Consider the following 16093-nt stretch of genomic DNA (forward strand, 5'->3'; position numbering starts at 1 on the left):
TGGTGCAGTCCATGGGTGGTGGATAACCATCCGGCAGGCACCGACTTTAAAGGTATAAAAAGAAGAATTTAAATACCGTTAAAGCATATTGATATCACGCAAAAAACTATCCTCCGGATTTGCCGAGGCGGCGGAAGACGACTATTTTTCTTTGCGCTGTAGGAAGGATCTTTTTTTCAGAATCCCCCTCCAAGGATGCACAGCTTTTGGCCAGACTCCCCGGCCGAACCATCACAAGGAAGAGAAAATGGCTGACGTAAAAGTGCCACAGCGGCTGGATCCGCAGGACATCGTGAAGTTATTGATGGCGTTGCGCAGGGCGTTGAAGGCACGGGGGTAGCCAAAAACACCCCCTCACCCTAACCCTCTCCCAAGGGGCGAGGGGACTGACCGATGTGCTTGTTCGAAATTCTGCGACCTGCAAATCCGAGTCGAGCTCAGGCTTTGAAAAGCACAAAGATCTGCTCCCTCTCCCCCTCTCCCCCGTGGGGAGAGGGCTGGGGTGAGGGGTGGTTCTAAAGCCAGACCAATGCTCGAAAATTTCCGTCCTCAAACAAAAAAACGCCGACGCTATTACCAGCCGTCGGCGTTTGAAACCTTGAAGGGGTTTGCCTCGCGAATCAGAACGCCGGCAATACCGCGCCGCTGTACTTCTTCTCGATGAAGGCTTTCACTTCAGGACTGGTCAAGGCCTTGGCCAGTTTCTGGATGGCAACGCTGTCCTTGTTGTCCGGACGAGCCACCAGGAAGTTCACGTAAGGCGAATCTGCACCTTCGATCACCAGCGCGTCTTTAGCCGGGTTCAGACCTGCTTCCAGCGCGTAGTTGGTGTTGATCATGTCCAGGTCGACCTGGTCCAGAACACGCGGCAGCATGGCCGATTCCAGTTCCTTGAACTTGAAGTTGTGCGGGTTCTTGGCGATGTCTTTCGGGGTGGCCAAGGCGTTTTTCGGGTCTTTCAACTCGATCAGGCCAGCCTTTTGCAGCAGGATCAGGGCGCGGCCGCTGTTGCTGCCTTCGTTCGGGATGGCGATGGTTGCGCCGTCTTTCAGCTCAGCCAGGCTTTTGACTTTCTTCGAGTAGCCGCCGAATGGTTCGACGTGTACGCCGATCACGGTCACCAGGTTAGTGCCTTTGCCGTCGTTGAAGCTTTTCAGGTACGGCAGGGTCTGGAAGTAGTTGGCGTCCAGACGCTTCTGGTCAACCTGCACGTTCGGCTGAACGTAGTCGGTGAAGACTTTGATTTCCAGGTCCACGCCTTCTTTGGCGAGGGTTGGCTTGATCAGTTCCAGAATCTCGGCATGTGGAACCGGGGTCGCCGCAACCACCAGTTTCTCGCCAGCCTGGGCCAGGCCCGCGGTCAGGGCAGCCGCCAATGCGGTGAACAACAGAACCTTTTTCATGCAGTGTCCTTATCGAAAATCACGGTCGTCATCGACGACGGCTTTTAGTACGAGTGCCAGTGAAGTGCTATCGCTGGCGTGACGCGGACAATACCGGGATTTTTTATTCCCGAACAATATCTTTTATTCACCTTCATATTCCATTTTGTTCATACGGCTCTAGTTCGCACATCGACCCCGTAGGAGCAAAGCTTGCTCGCGATCCTGGCAACGCGGTCTGTCTGTCAAACGCCATCGCGGGCAAGCCTTGCTCCTACAAGAGCGCGGTGTTTTTGAGGAGTTGTTTCAGGGCTTCTTTCTCAGCGATGGAACCATTGCCGAGGATTTGCTTCAGTTGCCGATCAATCTGCACCAATGACGGCGGCGCTTCAGGCAGATTCAAATGCCCGGGCAAAATCTCATCGCCGGTGCTGACCAGCAACGCGAAGTGAATGACGTTTTCCAGCTCCCGGGTATTACCCGGCCAACTGTGTTGCTCCAACAGATGCTGCGCGGCTTCGCTGATCAGTGGCACTGGCAAGTCCAGGCGTTGGCTATAGATACCGAGGAAATATTCGGACAGCGACAGAATATCGCCCACCCGTTCACGCAAGGCTGGCAGTTCGAGCTGGCCTTCGCTGAGGTAATGGTAGAGCCGCTCATTGAATTTTCCGGCGGCCACCGCTTGGGCCAGGTCGATGCTGGTCGCGGCGACCAGGCGCACGTCCACCGGGCTTGGTTGATGAGCGCCGACACGGGTGACTTCGTGGTTTTCCAGCGCCGCGAGCAATTTGATCTGGATCGGTAGCGGCAGGTCGCCGATCTCATCCAGATAAAGCGTCCCGCCGTTGGCAGAACCGAACCAACCCGCACGGCTGCTGGCCGAACCGCTGTAACTGCCGGCGGCATAACCGAACAATTCAGCATCGGCGTAAGTCGGACTGATCGCGCCGCAATTGACTGAGACGAACAACCCGCCGCGATCACTCGCACGATGAATGTGGCGCGCGAGCAATTCCTTGCCGCTGCCGGTTTCGCCACGGATCAACACCGAGATCGAGCGCGGTGCCAATAGCTCCAGCTCCTGGCGTAACTGACGCGAACGTGGATCGACAAACACCAGCGCCTTGGCGCGAATGCTCAGGGGGCTTTTTTCAGCATCAGGGAAGGTCAGCAGCGGCTGACCGAAGGCTTCAATACTCATGGCAGACTCCCGCCCTGAACCGCCGGGAGACGGGGGGCGTTTTTAAAAAACAAAAGCAAAAAAGAAAAGGTTCAAGCGCGGCGCAGGGCGTGGTGTTCCATTCGGTTTTGCAGGCGATAGAGATAAGCAAAACCCTGCTCCCAGCGCTGGTGACCGGACTTCACGTTGATGTGTCCGGCACCCGACAAAATCCCCGCCTCGGCGCCCCAGTGACGAGCCAGTTCCAATGCACGCGGTGTGCTCACGGCGCTGTCGTTGTCGGAGCTGACAACCTGACTCGGGAACGGCAACAGACTTGTCGGAATCGGTGCGAAGTTGCGCAGGGCCGGTGCGCAGGCCGGACGTTCGACGTCCGCGGGGGCGACCAGCAAGGCGCCGCGAACCTGACGCAAAAACTGCACGGGCGCAGTGGCCGCCCAATGCGCGACGGTGATGCAACCCAGGCTATGGGCGATCAGGATCACCGGTGTGCTGTCGGCGGCAATCGCCTCGGCCAGTGCCGCCACCCAGTCTTCACGACGCGGCGTCAGCCAGTCGGCCTGCTCCACTCGCGCGCTGTTCGGCAGGCTGTTCTGCCAATGGCTTTGCCAATGATTTTCTGGCGATCCTTGCCAGCCCGGCACAATCAGGTAGCGAATTGATTCGTTGCGCATGGGGGAACTCTCCTGCTGCGTGTCTGTTCCTGAGCAAGTATAGGGAGGAGAGTTATATCCGTTAAGGAATAAGAAGCTATTTATTAAGATCTAAATAGAATATTAAACCGATCACCTGTGGGAGCGAGCCTGCTCGCGATAGCGGTAGATCAGTCACCATCCATGTTGGATGTAGCGACGCCATCGCGAGCAGGCTCGCTCCCACAGGGTTTGGTGTTTGTCCGGAAAAAAAAGGGACCGCACCCTGCCAAGGAGACGGCCCCGGAAACTCAAAATCTGTTAGCGCGATCAACATCACTGGACGGGATGATTGGCTGAAACGGTTATCTAATAAAGGAATATTTAATTACTTTGTTAGATTAAAAACACATATACCAATCACACCACAGTGACCGCTGAGCACCACTGCTCGCGTCATAACGTAGCGACCTTTTGGGTCAGATTGATGACAGGCGTCTTTGCCGTTTTGAGTTTCCGGGCACATCAAATCAAGCCTGAGCGGCACGAACCTCCTGCGTCTCTGGCGCTTCCTTTCGCACAAACCGGTTCGCCCGTCCAAACGTCCCGAAATCATTGAACCGTACGCCCATCTCGCGCATTACCTTATGCGCCACCGGCACGGTCATTTGACGGATGTAAAACGGTTCCTTCACCACAAAGTGATGGATGCCGTGAGTGCTGCCGAAGTTGAAGCAGAACGCCTGCAACGGCCACATCCACCAAGGGTTCAGCACCTGAGTCTGCTGAATCACATTGCCCGGCTCCACGTCACCGTAGTAGTGCATGTTCGAGCTGACGAAATGCAGGCAAAAGGTGCGCAACACGTTCGGCCCGATGATCACCACGGCAGCGATGTCGATGACCTGCATCACCGACATAGTAGTCGTCGACCATTCAATCGACGCTCCCATCAGATAGGCGATGCCATTGGCCGCATGGAAGCCCAGGAACATGTACCAAGCGCCCCAATGCACCAGCGCCAATGGCGCGTAGACCTTCAGGGTGCGCTTGATGATGCTGATTTTGTGAGCCCAGGTCTTGGCCCGCAGCATACGAATGAACGCTGACATCACGTTGTCGCCGACCATCAACAGCCGCGCGAAACCCCAGGGTTCGCCGTTGGTGATGGCGCGCTCTTCCAGGTCGGATTCTGTGCCGGAGACCTTGTGGTGATTAAGGTGCAGATGCCGACGAATCCACGGATTGATCGTGCTCGGCCGCGCCAGCCACACCAGCCCCATCATCAGGTTGTGCGGCACGCGCTGTTTGCGAAAGTACATGCTATGAATCAGGTCGTGTTCCAGCTCGTGAGTCAGCGAGGCAAAAAATGCGTTGAACAACAGGCATGCCCACCACGCCATGTGCCCGGTCATGTAGAGCGTCGCCGAGCCAATCATGCTGACCAGCGCGAAAGCCAGAATACCCGCGCCCAGGGCGTCCTGATGGTTGAGAATCGGGTAGCGCTGACGCAGTTCGACGCCCTTGGCCAGCACCACTTGGCGAATATGCGCTGATCGCTGAGTTGCATTCAGTCGCTGGGGACTTGCAGAAGTACCGTCCATGCTTCCATCCTCTGGTTATTGATGTTCGCATCCTGCCCTGTGATGCTTTACAGAGCGGTAGCCGTGAACGCCAACCTGTTGACCGGACGCGCCAATCAGCATGACAGAACCGACTTCCCTCGCCAGCTGGACCCGCGCTTTGCGCAAGCAGCTCGATGCACTGGGCCTCGACAGCACCGCCCTGTGTCAACAGGCGGGGCTCGACCCGCAACTGATGGACGACCCGAACGCCCGTTACCCGTTGTCCGGCACAACGCGCCTATGGGAAATCGCGGTGCAAGTCAGCGGCGATCCGGCGATTGGTTTGCGCGTATCGCGCTTCGTCAGCCCCACCACGTTTCACGCGCTCGGTTATGCGCTGGTGGCCAGCGGCAGTCTGCGAGAAGTGTTCGAGCGCATCGTGCGTTATCACCAGGTGGTCAGCGATGCCCTGGATCTGGAACTGACCCGCACCGAGGACCGCTACCGCTTCCGCCTGAAAATCCCGCCTGGCAATCCGTCCCCGGCCTTTGAAGCCATCGACGCCTTCACGGCGATTTACGTACGCACCTGCCGCAATCGTCTGGGCCGCGATTACGCCCCGCTGGCGGTGTACCTGCGCCGTCCGGAACCGGCGGACCCGCATCAATGGCACAAAGTCTTCCGCTCACCGGTGTACTTCGCCGCCGATGAAGACCGACTGGAATTCGCCGTCGCGGACTTCGACAGCCACCTGGACGACGCCAACCCGGAACTGGCCGAGCACAACGAAGCCGTGCTCAAACGCACCCTCGCCCAACTCAAACCCCTGACCTGGGAACGCAAGGTTCGCGACGCCATTGAGGAGCAATTGCCGGAAGGCGAGCCCAGCGCCGAACACATTGCCCACGCCCTGCACCTGAGTTTGCGCAGCCTGCAACGGCACTTGGCGGATGAAGGTTGTCGGTTCGATACGCTGCTCAACGAGAGTCGCGAGAACCTGGCGCTGCTGCATCTGCGCGATCCGCAATGCTCATTGAGCGAGATCAGCTATCTGCTGGGATTTGCGGACACGAGCAGCTTCAGCCGCGCGTTCAAGCGCTGGACCGGGATGACACCGGGGCAGTTTCGGGATGGGTTGCGGTAATCAGCTTTTGACCAAGCTGCGCGCTACACCTGATTTCCAATGTTCGATCATCGCTTCGCCCACCATGGCAAAGGCGCCATTTTTCCTGATGTAATCAACCATTTCCGCCATCGCTACATTCATGCCATGAACGACTTGCTGCAGCAATTCATTGCACCGCCCCTCGCTCAGGTTGCAAGCCGACCGACCAAAACGCATCAGCATTTTGTATTTGGGCCACGCCTTTGATCCACCTAACAGCAACGCCATGCTGTCTGTCTTGATGTAGACCGAAGTCGTGACGATGTCGTAGGCCGGAGCCAGTCTGATTTGCGCATCAACACCACAATGTTCGTACAGCACACCGAAGTTCTTGAGGTGAGCATCGCCATTCTTCAGAGCAGATGACAACGCCACTATTTTGAAAAACGACTCAAGGGCTTCGTTGAGCAATGGCGGGGAGACAAACTCCTTGATCTGCCTCGCGGCGCCTTCGTACGAACCATCGTATTTTGCCTTCGAAGGCCAGGCATTGAGCACGCAGAAATCCTCAAAGCCCAGATAACCTCTTTCATTCAGATCGAAACGTTCGACGACCAGAAATTTACCGTGATCGCTCAGTTCGAAAACCGGCACTTCAAGACCCGAATGCAGCGCAGCCCTCATGCAGAAGTATTCGTTGGCAGCGAGTTCCGGGTATTCCTCAGGCCGAAACGATTTGACCAGGTGCGTTGCCCCGCGATGGGTCAATCGGTCGACCGTTGTCGCACTGTCACGAATAAGCACCTTCGGCTGCACACCGGAAACGCCCGAATATTGGCCATAGGTGTGCAGCAGATCTTCGAACAAACCTTGCGCACCGTCATGAACCAGCAGATCCGCGAGACTGGTTTCAGGCAGCCGGTCACTTGCCTCTTGCGCGTTTTTAATCCCCACTCGCCCAAGCTGGTGCGGGCCGACGATTGCCAGCATCGCGAAGTCGTCAAACCCTCGAATCGCTTTGCTGAAACGGCGAGTCAATTCATCGCGCAGAGCGCCTTCCGGTAGATTCATTTCAAAAACCGGCGGGACACCTCGCTCCCACGTGTAGCTCTCGAGACGAGCGGGCATGGTCAACGAGACGGCGTTTTCTTCTAGCGCGTCTTCGGCATAGGTAAACACTGAATCAATGCGAGACTGACCACGGCCGAGGGTTCCGACCGTTGTGCCGGAAACACTGATGTGCAGCCGGTCCTTTTCCTGCTGCTCACCCATGGAAGTTCACCTTTTTGAGGGTGTCCAGTGTCGGACGCGTCGACCGCCGCGGCACGGCCGTCAGTTCGTACCCGAAGCCATTGAGGATCGCTTCAACCTTGCGCAGGCCAATTTCGGAAATGGTGTTGTTCTCGATACCCGAAATCGTGGAACGGCTCATGCCGTACTGCTTTGCCAGGTCTTGTTGAGACATCTTTCGTTCTTTGCGCAACAACCTGATCAGTTCGCCGAGGTTTTCCATTCCGCCCACCTGCATCATATACAGTGCAAATTTACTGAAAAAAACAGATTTGCATTGTATTTAATGCATAACCAAATTGAAGTCTAGCTCATTGATTGATCGGCCCCGGTCTCAGCGCCCCCGATCCCGCCGCAACAACTTGCGCACTCTCCTCACCAACTCGCTCACAGCAAATGGCTTGAGCAGGTAATCATCCTCGTGCAACTCCAGATCGCGCAGGCGATCCTCGATGCCGTCCCTGGTGGTCAGAAACAGCACCGGCGTTTCGCCGAGCTTGCGGATCTGCTGCAGCAACTGCCAGCCATTGAGCCCGGGCAGCATGACGTCGAGGATGATCAGCTCGTATTCGCCGGACTCGATGAAACGACGGCCGTCCATTCCGTTGACCGCCACATCGACTGAGTAACTTGCTTCGCTCAGACCTTTAGCCAGGAGTTTGGCGGTCTCAGGTTCGTCTTCCACTAACAGCACACGCATGGCACACCTCGATTGTCGTCATCACAGGCTAGGCGCCTTCGCGTCCAAAGCCCACCACTAACGCCAGGTTTTAGATAATCGCCAACATCCGCAATCGTTGCGCATCCAGAATCTCGATCTCGCCGTACTTGAGATTCACAATCCCCTGCCCCTGCAAGTCCTTCAGAAGCTGATTGGTGGTCTGGCGCGACAGCGACAGCATCGACGCCAATTGTTCCTGGGGCAGTTGCAACACCCGTCGCGGCGGGTCGATCTCGCCGTAACCCTCGGCGATCATCAGCAAGCGATGAGCCAGTCGAGCAGCGGTTGGCATAAGGCTCAGTTGTTCGAGATTGATGAACGTCAGGCGCAGTTTCTGGCTCATCAGCAATGCCAGTTGCCGCCAGTACCCCGGTTGTTCATCAAGCAATGTCAGCAGCGCTGTCTGCGGGATGTGCAGCAGGGTGCAATGGCCCAGACCGAACGCATCGTGAGTGCGCGGCTGACCATCGAACAGACAGATTTCGCCGAACCAGTGGGGCGGCTCGACCAGGCTCAGCAATGCCTCCTTGCCCTGCTCGCTCACTGCGCCAATGCGCACCGAACCTTCGAGCACCGCGTACAGCCCGCACGGTGGATCGCCGCGCTTGAACAGCCGCTGGCCTGGCGACAACCGCCGCACCCTGGCGGCGGCCAGCAGACTATCCTTTAAGGGAACAGGTAAATGGCTGAACCACTGCCCTTTATCCAGCCGCGAACGCCAAACCTGCATGTCCATGAAAACTCCTGGAGATTGTCGCCTGCCTGACAGAGCGAAATGTGGACCCGGGGCATGATCCATCACCCAACAGGAGGAACAACAATGAAAAGCCTCGTCGACCATCTCAGTCAATACGCCGCCTACCACCGTGACCCGCGCAATATTGCCAGCCACTTTATCGGTATTCCGCTCATTGTGGTGGCCGTTGCGGTGTTGCTGTCGCGGCCGCAATGGGTTGCAGGTTGGGTTTCGCCGGCGGTGCTGGTGGCGCTGGCCTCAGCGTGGTTTTACCTGCGCCTGGAGATGCGGCTCGGGGTGTTGATGACGGTGCTTCTGGGGCTGTGCGTCTGGGCGGGCCAGGTTCTCGCGCAGCAAAGTACGCTGGTGTGGCTCTCGAGCGGCATCGGGATGTTTGTGGTGGGGTGGGCGATTCAGTTTGTCGGTCATCATTACGAAGGACGCAAACCGGCGTTTGTCGATGATGTGACGGGGTTGATTGTCGGGCCGTTGTTTGTGGTGGTTGAGTTGGCGTTTTTGCTGGGGTTGCGGCATGACCTGAAAAAGCAGATCGAGGCGCGGGTGGGGGTGGTGCGTCTTCGTCAGAAAAACGCTGCGGCGTAGGACGCCATCGCGAGCAGGCTCGCTCCCACATTGGATCTATGGTGTGCATAGAACCCCTGTGGGAGCGAGCCGGCTCCGAGCGGCGTTCCGACGATGCTTTTGCTTTAGATGTTGGCGAGCTTCTGCCAGACCTTGGGTTTGAAGAACAAGGTTTCGCCCTTCGCCAACCCGATCAGGCTGTCGTGATCCTTCACCACTTCAGCTTCGATCAATTCGCTCTGGCCTTCGACCTTCAGCGTCACCCGTGTCGTCGCGCCCAATGGACGAATATCCCGCACCTCGGCCGCGTGGTGATCTTCCAGTTCATGGCGCGACAGCGACACTTCGTGCGGACGGAACAGCACATGGTTGTCTTCACCCAGATGCAGCCGGTTCGAGTCACCCAGGAAGTGATAAACGAAATCGCTGGCCGGGTTTTCGTAGACGTCGCCCGGTGAGCCGATCTGCTCGATCACGCCCTTGTTCATCACCACGATGCGGTCGGCGACTTCCATCGCTTCTTCCTGGTCGTGGGTCACGAACACCGAGGTCAGGTTGATGTCTTCGTGCAGCCGCGCCAGCCAGCGACGCAGTTCTTTACGGACCTTGGCGTCGAGGGCGCCGAAGGGTTCGTCGAGCAGCAGGACTTTCGGTTCAACCGCCAAGGCACGAGCCAAAGCAATACGTTGACGCTGACCGCCGGAGAGTTGTTCCGGGTAGCGATCCGACAGCCAATCCAGTTGCACCATGTTCAGCAATTCGTGGACTTTGACCGCGATCTGGCTTTCGCTCGGGCGCTGGTTTTTCGGCTTCATGCGCAGGCCGAACGCGACGTTGTCGAACACGGTCATGTGGCGGAACAGCGCGTAGTGCTGGAACACGAAACCGACGTTGCGATCACGCACGTCATGGCCGGAAACGTCTTCACCGTGGAACACGATGTTGCCCTTATCCGGGGTTTCCAGACCGGCGATGATCCGCAGCAAGGTGGTCTTGCCGCAACCGGACGGGCCCAGCAGCGCCACGAGCTCGCCGCTTTGAATGTCCAGGCTGATGTTGTCCAGCGCCTTGAACGCGTGAAAATTCTTGCTGACGTTACGCACTTCGATCGACATGATTTATTCCTCCGCGGCGCTGGCGCGCAGGCGGTTAATACGGTTTTCGCTCCACTGCTTGAGCAGCAGGATGAAGAGCGCCAGGATCAGCAACAGGCTCGCCACGGCGAACGCGGCCACGTGGTTGTATTCGTTGTAGAGGATCTCGACGTGCAGCGGCAGGGTGTTGGTCACCCCGCGAATGTGCCCGGAAACCACCGACACCGCACCAAACTCACCCATGGCCCGCGCCGTACACAGCACCACGCCGTAGATCAGGCCCCATTTGATGTTGGGAACGGTGACGTGCCAGAACATCTGCCAGCCATTGGCCCCGAGCAGACGCGCGGCTTCTTCTTCCTGCGTGCCTTGTTCCTGCATCAGCGGGATCAGCTCGCGCGCCACGAACGGCACGGTGACGAAAATCGTCGCCAGCACGATGCCCGGCAAGGCGAAGACGATCTGGATGTCATGGTCCTGCAGCCACGGACCAAACAGGCCCTGAGCGCCGAACATCAGCACGTAGACCAGACCGGCAATGACCGGCGACACCGAGAAAGGCAGGTCGATCAGCGTGACCAACATACTCTTGCCGCGGAACGAGTATTTGCTCACGCACCACGCGGCGCTGACACCGAACACCAGGTTCAGCGGCACCGAAATCAGCACGGCGATTACCGTGAGTTTCAGGGCCGACAAAGCGTCGGGTTCGAAGATCGCGGTGAAGAACGCACCGATGCCGAGCTTCAGGCCCTGAGACACCACGATCACCAGCGGCAGCAACAGGAACAGGGCGAACACCAGCCAGCCAAGGCCGATCAGGATTCGCCGCGATGAAGCACTGCCACGGCGGGCGGCGTTCGAGGAAGCAGCAGCAATAGACGATTGGGACATTTTTGCGCCTCCTTATGGGGTTTCGATGCGTCGTTGCAGCAAGTTGATCAGCAGCAACAGAACGAAGGAAACCACCAGCATCAGTACACCAATGGACGTGGCGCCGGTGTAATCGTACTGGTCGAGTTTGACCATGATCAGCAGCGGCAGAATCTCGGTTTTCATCGGCATGTTGCCGGCGATGAAAATCACCGAACCGTACTCACCGACCCCGCGGGCAAAGGCCAAGGCGAAACCGGTCAACCACGCTGGCAACAGCGCGGGCACCAGAATATGGCGAAAAACCTGAAGCGGTTTTGCACCGAGGCACGCTGCTGCTTCTTCCACTTCCCGAGGAATATCGGCCAATACTGGCTGTACGGTACGTACTACGAATGGAAGTGTCACAAAAGTGAGGGCAAGGGTGATGCCGAGGGGGGTGTACGCGATCTTGAAACCCAGGTCCGCTGCAAACTGACCGACCCAACCATTGGGCGCATATAGCGCAGTCAGCGCGATACCGGCCACGGCGGTGGGCAATGCGAAGGGCAAGTCGATCATCGCATCGATGACTTTGCGTCCAGGGAAGGTATAGCGCACCAGCACCCAGGCCAGCAGCGTGCCGATGATGCCGTTGATGATCGCGGCATAGAGCGCGGTGCCGAAGCTCAGCTTCAACGCCGCCAGCACCCGTGGCGCCGAGATAATCGCCCAGAACTGGTCCCAGGTAAGTTGAGCGGCATGCACGAACATCGCCGCCAGTGGAATGAGCACAATCAGGCTGAGGTACACCAAGGTGTAGCCCAGCGTCAGCCCGAAGCCGGGTATGACGGGGGAGATACGACGCGACATAAAAGTCCTTGGTTGAAAACGCGCTAAGCCCCGACAACAAGATCGGGGCCGTTGGCTTTTGCCTGGCAGTTAAGGACTGAACACTGCAACCCCTGTGGGAGCGAGCCTGCTCGCGATAGCGCCTGGTCAGCCAACATTGATGTTGAATGTACCGCCGTCATCGCGAGCAGGCTCGCTCCCACAAGTTGTTCCCCCTAACTGACCATTGGCAATCTATTTCAGGTTATTGCGCCTGATAAATCTGGTCGAACACGCCACCGTCGCTGAAGAATTTCGGTTGAGCGGTTTTCCAGCCGCCGAAGTCCTTGTCGATGGTCACCAGGTCCAGTGTCGGGAACTGTTTGGCGTACTTGGCGGCAACATCCTTGTCACGTGGACGATAGAAGTTTTTTGCCGCGATTTCCTGGCCGGCCGGGCTGTACAGGTACTTGAGGTACGCTTCGGCGATCTCGGTGTTGCCCTTTTTCTCGGCGTTCTTGTCGACCACGGCTACCGGAGGTTCGGCGAGGATCGACAGCGAAGGCACGACGATGTCGAACTTGTCAGCGCCGCCGTCTTCTTTCAGGGCCAGGAAGGCTTCGTTTTCCCAGGCCAGCAACACGTCGCCCTGACCGTTGTTGACGAAGGTAATAGTCGAACCGCGAGCACCGGTGTCCAGCACAGGAACGTGTTTGAACAGGGTTTGCACGTATTCCTTGGCCTTGGCTTCGTCACCGCCGTTGGCTTTCAGGCCATAGGCCCACGCCGCGAGGAAGTTCCAGCGTGCGCCACCGGAGGTTTTCGGGTTCGGGGTGATGACTTCCACGCCGTTCTTGGTCAGGTCGCCCCAGTCCTTGATGCCTTTAGGGTTGCCCTTGCGCACCAGGAACACGATGGTCGAGGTGTAAGGCGTGCTCGCTTCCGGCAGACGCTTCTGCCAATCCGCTGGCAGGGTCTTGCCGAGTTTGGCGATTTCATCGATGTCACCGGCCAGGGCCAGGGTCACCACGTCGGCACGCAGACCGTCGATCACCGCCCGGCCCTGCTTGCCCGAACCACCGTGGGACTGCTGGATTTTCACGCTGTCGCCGGCATGGTCTTTCTGCCAGAACTTGACGAATTCGGCGTTATAGTCCTGATACAGCTCGCGAGTCGGGTCGTACGACACGTTGAGCAGTTCGTAATCCTTGGCAACCGCGGAACCAGCAAAAAGGGTACTGGCCAGGGCGGCCAAAGCGAAATGACGAATCGACGACATGGTGAAAGCTCCTGGAATTCTGTTTGTAATGGCTTTTATGGTCTGGAGTCGGGGTTGCCTGCCAAAGATCGCCGCCTTCGGCAGCTGCTACACAAAGCTCCCCGCAGGAGCTGGCGCAGGCTGCGATCTTTTGATCTTTGTTTCAGCTCGGTTTGTTGCTCGGGTTCTGCAACCGGAATTTCTCTTTGCGTTCAATCTGGACCACCTGGGCGTTGTGCACGGTGATTTCCACTGCGCCAAAACGCAGATCGCGCAAGGCGCTCTGGATCTCTCGCAGAATGGTTGCTTCGTCCTGACCGTCAACGCTACGTAGGGATGCGCTCATGGTGCTGCTCCTTCAACTAGAGGTTGCCTGGCAGTGGCGAGACTGCTTGCGGCGTGAGACCAATAGTAGATAAGCGCGGATATTCTTAAAAAGACTATTTAAGAATGTTTATATAACCAAATAAATAATCCGGTAGAGCAAGTGGTTGTGCAGGGAGATATGATTTTTCCTAACCACACAAATCCCTTGTGGCGAGGGGACTTGTCCCCGTTCGGCTGCGCAGCAGACGCAAAAAAAATGGGGCCGCTGGGCGTAATGCCAATCAGTTAAGCAATTTCAGCTGCGACGCATTTTCGTGTAGCAGCTGCCGAAGGCTGCGTTCGGCTGCGCAGCAGTCGTGAATCCGGCTAACGCGGTCCGCCTGACGCACCGCAGTTGCTGATTTTACGACTGCTGCGCAGCCGAACGCAGGCTTCGCCAGCTGCTCCGGATCGCGTTTTGGCTTAACTGATCGGCATTAGCCGCTGCGCGACCCAACGGGGACAAGTCCCCTCGCCACAAGGCACAAGGTGCACTCAGCCAATCACCGGTGCACACATCCAATCCAGTTTCTCAGCCGGCACCGGCCGCCCAAACCAGTAGCCCTGCCCCAGATCGCAGCCGTGTTCTAGCAAAAAGCCCGCCTGCTCGACCTGCTCGATCCCCTCGGCATGAACCTGCATCCCCATGCTCTGGGCCAGCGCAATGATCACCCGCACAATCGCCGCGTCATCCTCATCCCACGGCAACCCTGCAACGAAGCCCTGATCGATCTTGAGTTTCTGTACCGGCATCCGCTTGAGGCGCAGCAACGACGAATAGCCTGTACCGAAGTCATCGATGGCCAGCCGCACGCCCAACTCGCGCAATCGGTGCATCTGCTCCAGCGCGACTTCCGGGTCATCCATCACAGCGCTCTCGGTGATTTCCAGCTCCAGAAAAGCAGGATCCAGCCCTGTTTCGTGCAGCACCTTCGCCACCTGCCCGAACAGCTCACGGCGGGCGAACAGTCGAGAAGAAACATTCACCGCGACAAACGACAACACCACCCCGGCCTGCTGCCACTGGCACATCTGCTCACACGCCTGGCGCATCACCCAGGCATCAATTTCGGCGATCAGACCGGTGCGCTCGGCAATGGGAATGAATTCTGCCGGCGACACCAATCCTCGCTGCGGATGCTCCCAGCGCACCAATGCCTCGACGCCGATCAGGCGACTGGTCTTGAGGTCGTGAACCGGCTGGTAATAAACCCGCAACTCCTGCTGCTCCAGCGCACGGCGCAATTCGAATGCAGTCTCGACCCGTTGCTGGGCATGGGCGGTCAACTCTTCGGTATAGAGGGCGTAGCCGTTGCGGCCGGCACTCTTGGCCTTGAACAGCGCCGAGTCGGAGTTGCGCAACAGCTGCTCGACGCTCAAGGCGTCGCTGGGGAACAGGCTGATGCCGACGCTGATATTGACGAACAACTGATGCCCGTCGATCTGGAACGGCTCTTTGAGGCCATCAATGATCCGCTGAGCCAGCGCCGCCGCGTGCACCATTTGCGGACAGCTTTCAGCCAGCACGGCGAACTCGTCACCGCCAAGGCGCGCCAGGGTGATTCCCGGGCCGACCATCGCTTTCAAACGCTCGGCCACGCCCTTGAGCAACTGGTCGCCAATGCTATGCCCGAGGCTGTCGTTGATCATCTTGAAGTGGTCAAGATCGATCATCAGTAACGTGCAGCCGCGCTTGTGGATCTGCGCCGAAGCCAGAACCTGCTCGGTGCGATCGGTGAACAGCAAGCGGTTGGGCAGATCGGTCAGCGGATCGTAGTGAGCCAGGTGTGTCAGCTCATGTTCGGAGTTCTTGATGGCGCTAATGTCGGAAAACACCGCCACGTAATGGCTGCGCCGCCCGCTCTCGTCGTCAATGATGCGGATGGTCTGCCATTGCGGGTAAATTTCACCGCTTTTGCGACGGTTCCAGATTTCCCCGCTCCACTCACCGGTGCTGTTGAGTGTCGCGAACATCGCCTGGTAGAAAGCCGGCGGGTGATGACCGGACTTGAACAGACTGGGGCGCTGGCCGAGCACCTCCTCGCTCTGATAGCCGGTAATTGCCATGAAGGCCCGGTTCACATGAACGATCAACCCGTGGTTGTCGGTGACGAGCACCCCTTCACGCGTGCAATCGAACACTGCGGCCGCCTGACGCAAACGCTCGTGGTCTTCAGTGCGTTCACGCAATTTGGCGCCGATCCCCAGGCAGCGAAACAATCGCGCCCGGGCGAGAAAAATCAAACCGGCGCTGAATACCACCCAAGCGTAACCGTTGATCAGTTGCCATCGCATTAGCTCAGCAGAGCTATCGAAGAACCTGTTCAATAAATAGCCGCTGAACAGCAGCCAACCTACAGAAACCAGAAGATAAAGCAGCGCTGCACGCAAAGCATCGCGATAGGTGGCAGACATTCGGCCGTCCATGTCCCTTCAAAAAGGATGGAATTATAGTTAAAAGACACATCCAGCCACTCTTATCTGAAAGGGCGACTG

16 protein-coding genes are annotated in these 16093 nt (G+C 57.7%); 2 read left to right on the plus strand and 14 right to left on the minus strand.

What is annotated here, in order from left to right:
* Nucleotides 1-620 precede the first annotated feature (620 nt).
* The 4 genes from ACYZUA_RS01445 to ACYZUA_RS01460 form a co-directional block, all read right to left on the minus strand.
* Nucleotides 621-1403: a MetQ/NlpA family ABC transporter substrate-binding protein gene (locus ACYZUA_RS01445; RefSeq protein ID WP_461961800.1), complete on the minus strand. Its 783-nt coding sequence runs from the start codon at nt 1401-1403 to the stop codon at nt 621-623.
* A gap of 253 nt (nt 1404-1656) precedes the next feature.
* A complete protein-coding gene (locus ACYZUA_RS01450; protein ID WP_461961801.1) occupies nt 1657-2586 on the minus strand; it encodes a sigma 54-interacting transcriptional regulator in 930 nt (309 codons plus the stop codon).
* A gap of 71 nt (nt 2587-2657) precedes the next feature.
* Complete coding sequence (locus ACYZUA_RS01455; protein ID WP_461961802.1) at nt 2658-3239, minus strand: alpha/beta hydrolase; 582 nt, start codon at nt 3237-3239, stop codon at nt 2658-2660.
* Nucleotides 3240-3727: 488 nt separating this feature from the next.
* A complete protein-coding gene (locus ACYZUA_RS01460; protein ID WP_461961803.1) occupies nt 3728-4801 on the minus strand; it encodes a fatty acid desaturase in 1074 nt (357 codons plus the stop codon).
* A 100-nt stretch (nt 4802-4901) separates the two neighbouring features.
* On the opposite strand from ACYZUA_RS01460, the gene ACYZUA_RS01465 reads away from it, so the two are divergent.
* Nucleotides 4902-5906, plus strand: a complete 1005-nt coding sequence (locus ACYZUA_RS01465) for an AraC family transcriptional regulator (protein WP_461961804.1) — start codon at nt 4902-4904, stop codon at nt 5904-5906.
* Here the strand turns inward: ACYZUA_RS01465 and ACYZUA_RS01470 are convergent, their stop codons facing one another.
* The 4 genes from ACYZUA_RS01470 to ACYZUA_RS01485 form a co-directional block, all read right to left on the minus strand.
* On the minus strand, nt 5907-7139 hold the full coding sequence (locus ACYZUA_RS01470) for a type II toxin-antitoxin system HipA family toxin (RefSeq protein ID WP_461961805.1): 1233 nt from the start codon (nt 7137-7139) through the stop codon (nt 5907-5909). It lies immediately after the preceding gene.
* Nucleotides 7132-7380, minus strand: a complete 249-nt coding sequence (locus ACYZUA_RS01475; protein ID WP_056745799.1) for a helix-turn-helix domain-containing protein — start codon at nt 7378-7380, stop codon at nt 7132-7134. The genes ACYZUA_RS01470 and ACYZUA_RS01475 overlap by 8 nt, the downstream gene beginning before the upstream one ends.
* A gap of 111 nt (nt 7381-7491) precedes the next feature.
* Nucleotides 7492-7857: a response regulator gene (locus ACYZUA_RS01480; protein ID WP_461961806.1), complete on the minus strand. Its 366-nt coding sequence runs from the start codon at nt 7855-7857 to the stop codon at nt 7492-7494.
* A 70-nt stretch (nt 7858-7927) separates the two neighbouring features.
* Nucleotides 7928-8614, minus strand: a complete 687-nt coding sequence (locus ACYZUA_RS01485) for a Crp/Fnr family transcriptional regulator (RefSeq protein WP_461961807.1) — start codon at nt 8612-8614, stop codon at nt 7928-7930.
* Between the two features lie 84 nt (nt 8615-8698).
* Here ACYZUA_RS01485 and ACYZUA_RS01490 point away from each other — a divergent pair, with 84 nt between their 5' ends.
* Complete coding sequence (locus tag ACYZUA_RS01490) at nt 8699-9217, plus strand: Mpo1 family 2-hydroxy fatty acid dioxygenase (protein ID WP_461961808.1); 519 nt, start codon at nt 8699-8701, stop codon at nt 9215-9217.
* A 104-nt stretch (nt 9218-9321) separates the two neighbouring features.
* Here ACYZUA_RS01490 and ACYZUA_RS01495 read toward each other — a convergent pair whose 3' ends face one another.
* The 6 genes from ACYZUA_RS01495 to dibA form a co-directional block, all read right to left on the minus strand.
* Entirely contained in the window at nt 9322-10311 is a 990-nt protein-coding gene (locus tag ACYZUA_RS01495; protein WP_046047288.1) for a sulfate/molybdate ABC transporter ATP-binding protein, read from the minus strand.
* Between the two features lie 3 nt (nt 10312-10314).
* Nucleotides 10315-11184, minus strand: a complete 870-nt coding sequence (cysW, locus tag ACYZUA_RS01500; protein WP_007899636.1) for a sulfate ABC transporter permease subunit CysW — start codon at nt 11182-11184, stop codon at nt 10315-10317.
* Nucleotides 11185-11196: 12 nt separating this feature from the next.
* Nucleotides 11197-12015, minus strand: coding sequence for a sulfate ABC transporter permease subunit CysT (gene cysT, locus ACYZUA_RS01505; RefSeq protein ID WP_007899634.1), 819 nt, complete (start codon nt 12013-12015; stop codon nt 11197-11199).
* 223 nt (nt 12016-12238) lie between these two features.
* Nucleotides 12239-13252 (minus strand): sulfate ABC transporter substrate-binding protein, encoded by a 1014-nt coding sequence (locus ACYZUA_RS01510; RefSeq protein WP_461961809.1) that lies wholly within the window; start codon nt 13250-13252, stop codon nt 12239-12241.
* A gap of 142 nt (nt 13253-13394) precedes the next feature.
* Nucleotides 13395-13577, minus strand: a complete 183-nt coding sequence (gene oscA, locus ACYZUA_RS01515; protein WP_007945260.1) for a sulfur starvation response protein OscA — start codon at nt 13575-13577, stop codon at nt 13395-13397.
* Nucleotides 13578-14092: 515 nt separating this feature from the next.
* Complete coding sequence (gene dibA / locus ACYZUA_RS01520) at nt 14093-16012, minus strand: phosphodiesterase DibA (protein ID WP_461961810.1); 1920 nt, start codon at nt 16010-16012, stop codon at nt 14093-14095.
* Nucleotides 16013-16093: the final 81 nt, after the last annotated feature.

The sequence above is a fragment of the Pseudomonas sp. LS2P72 genome, from assembly GCF_054897865.1.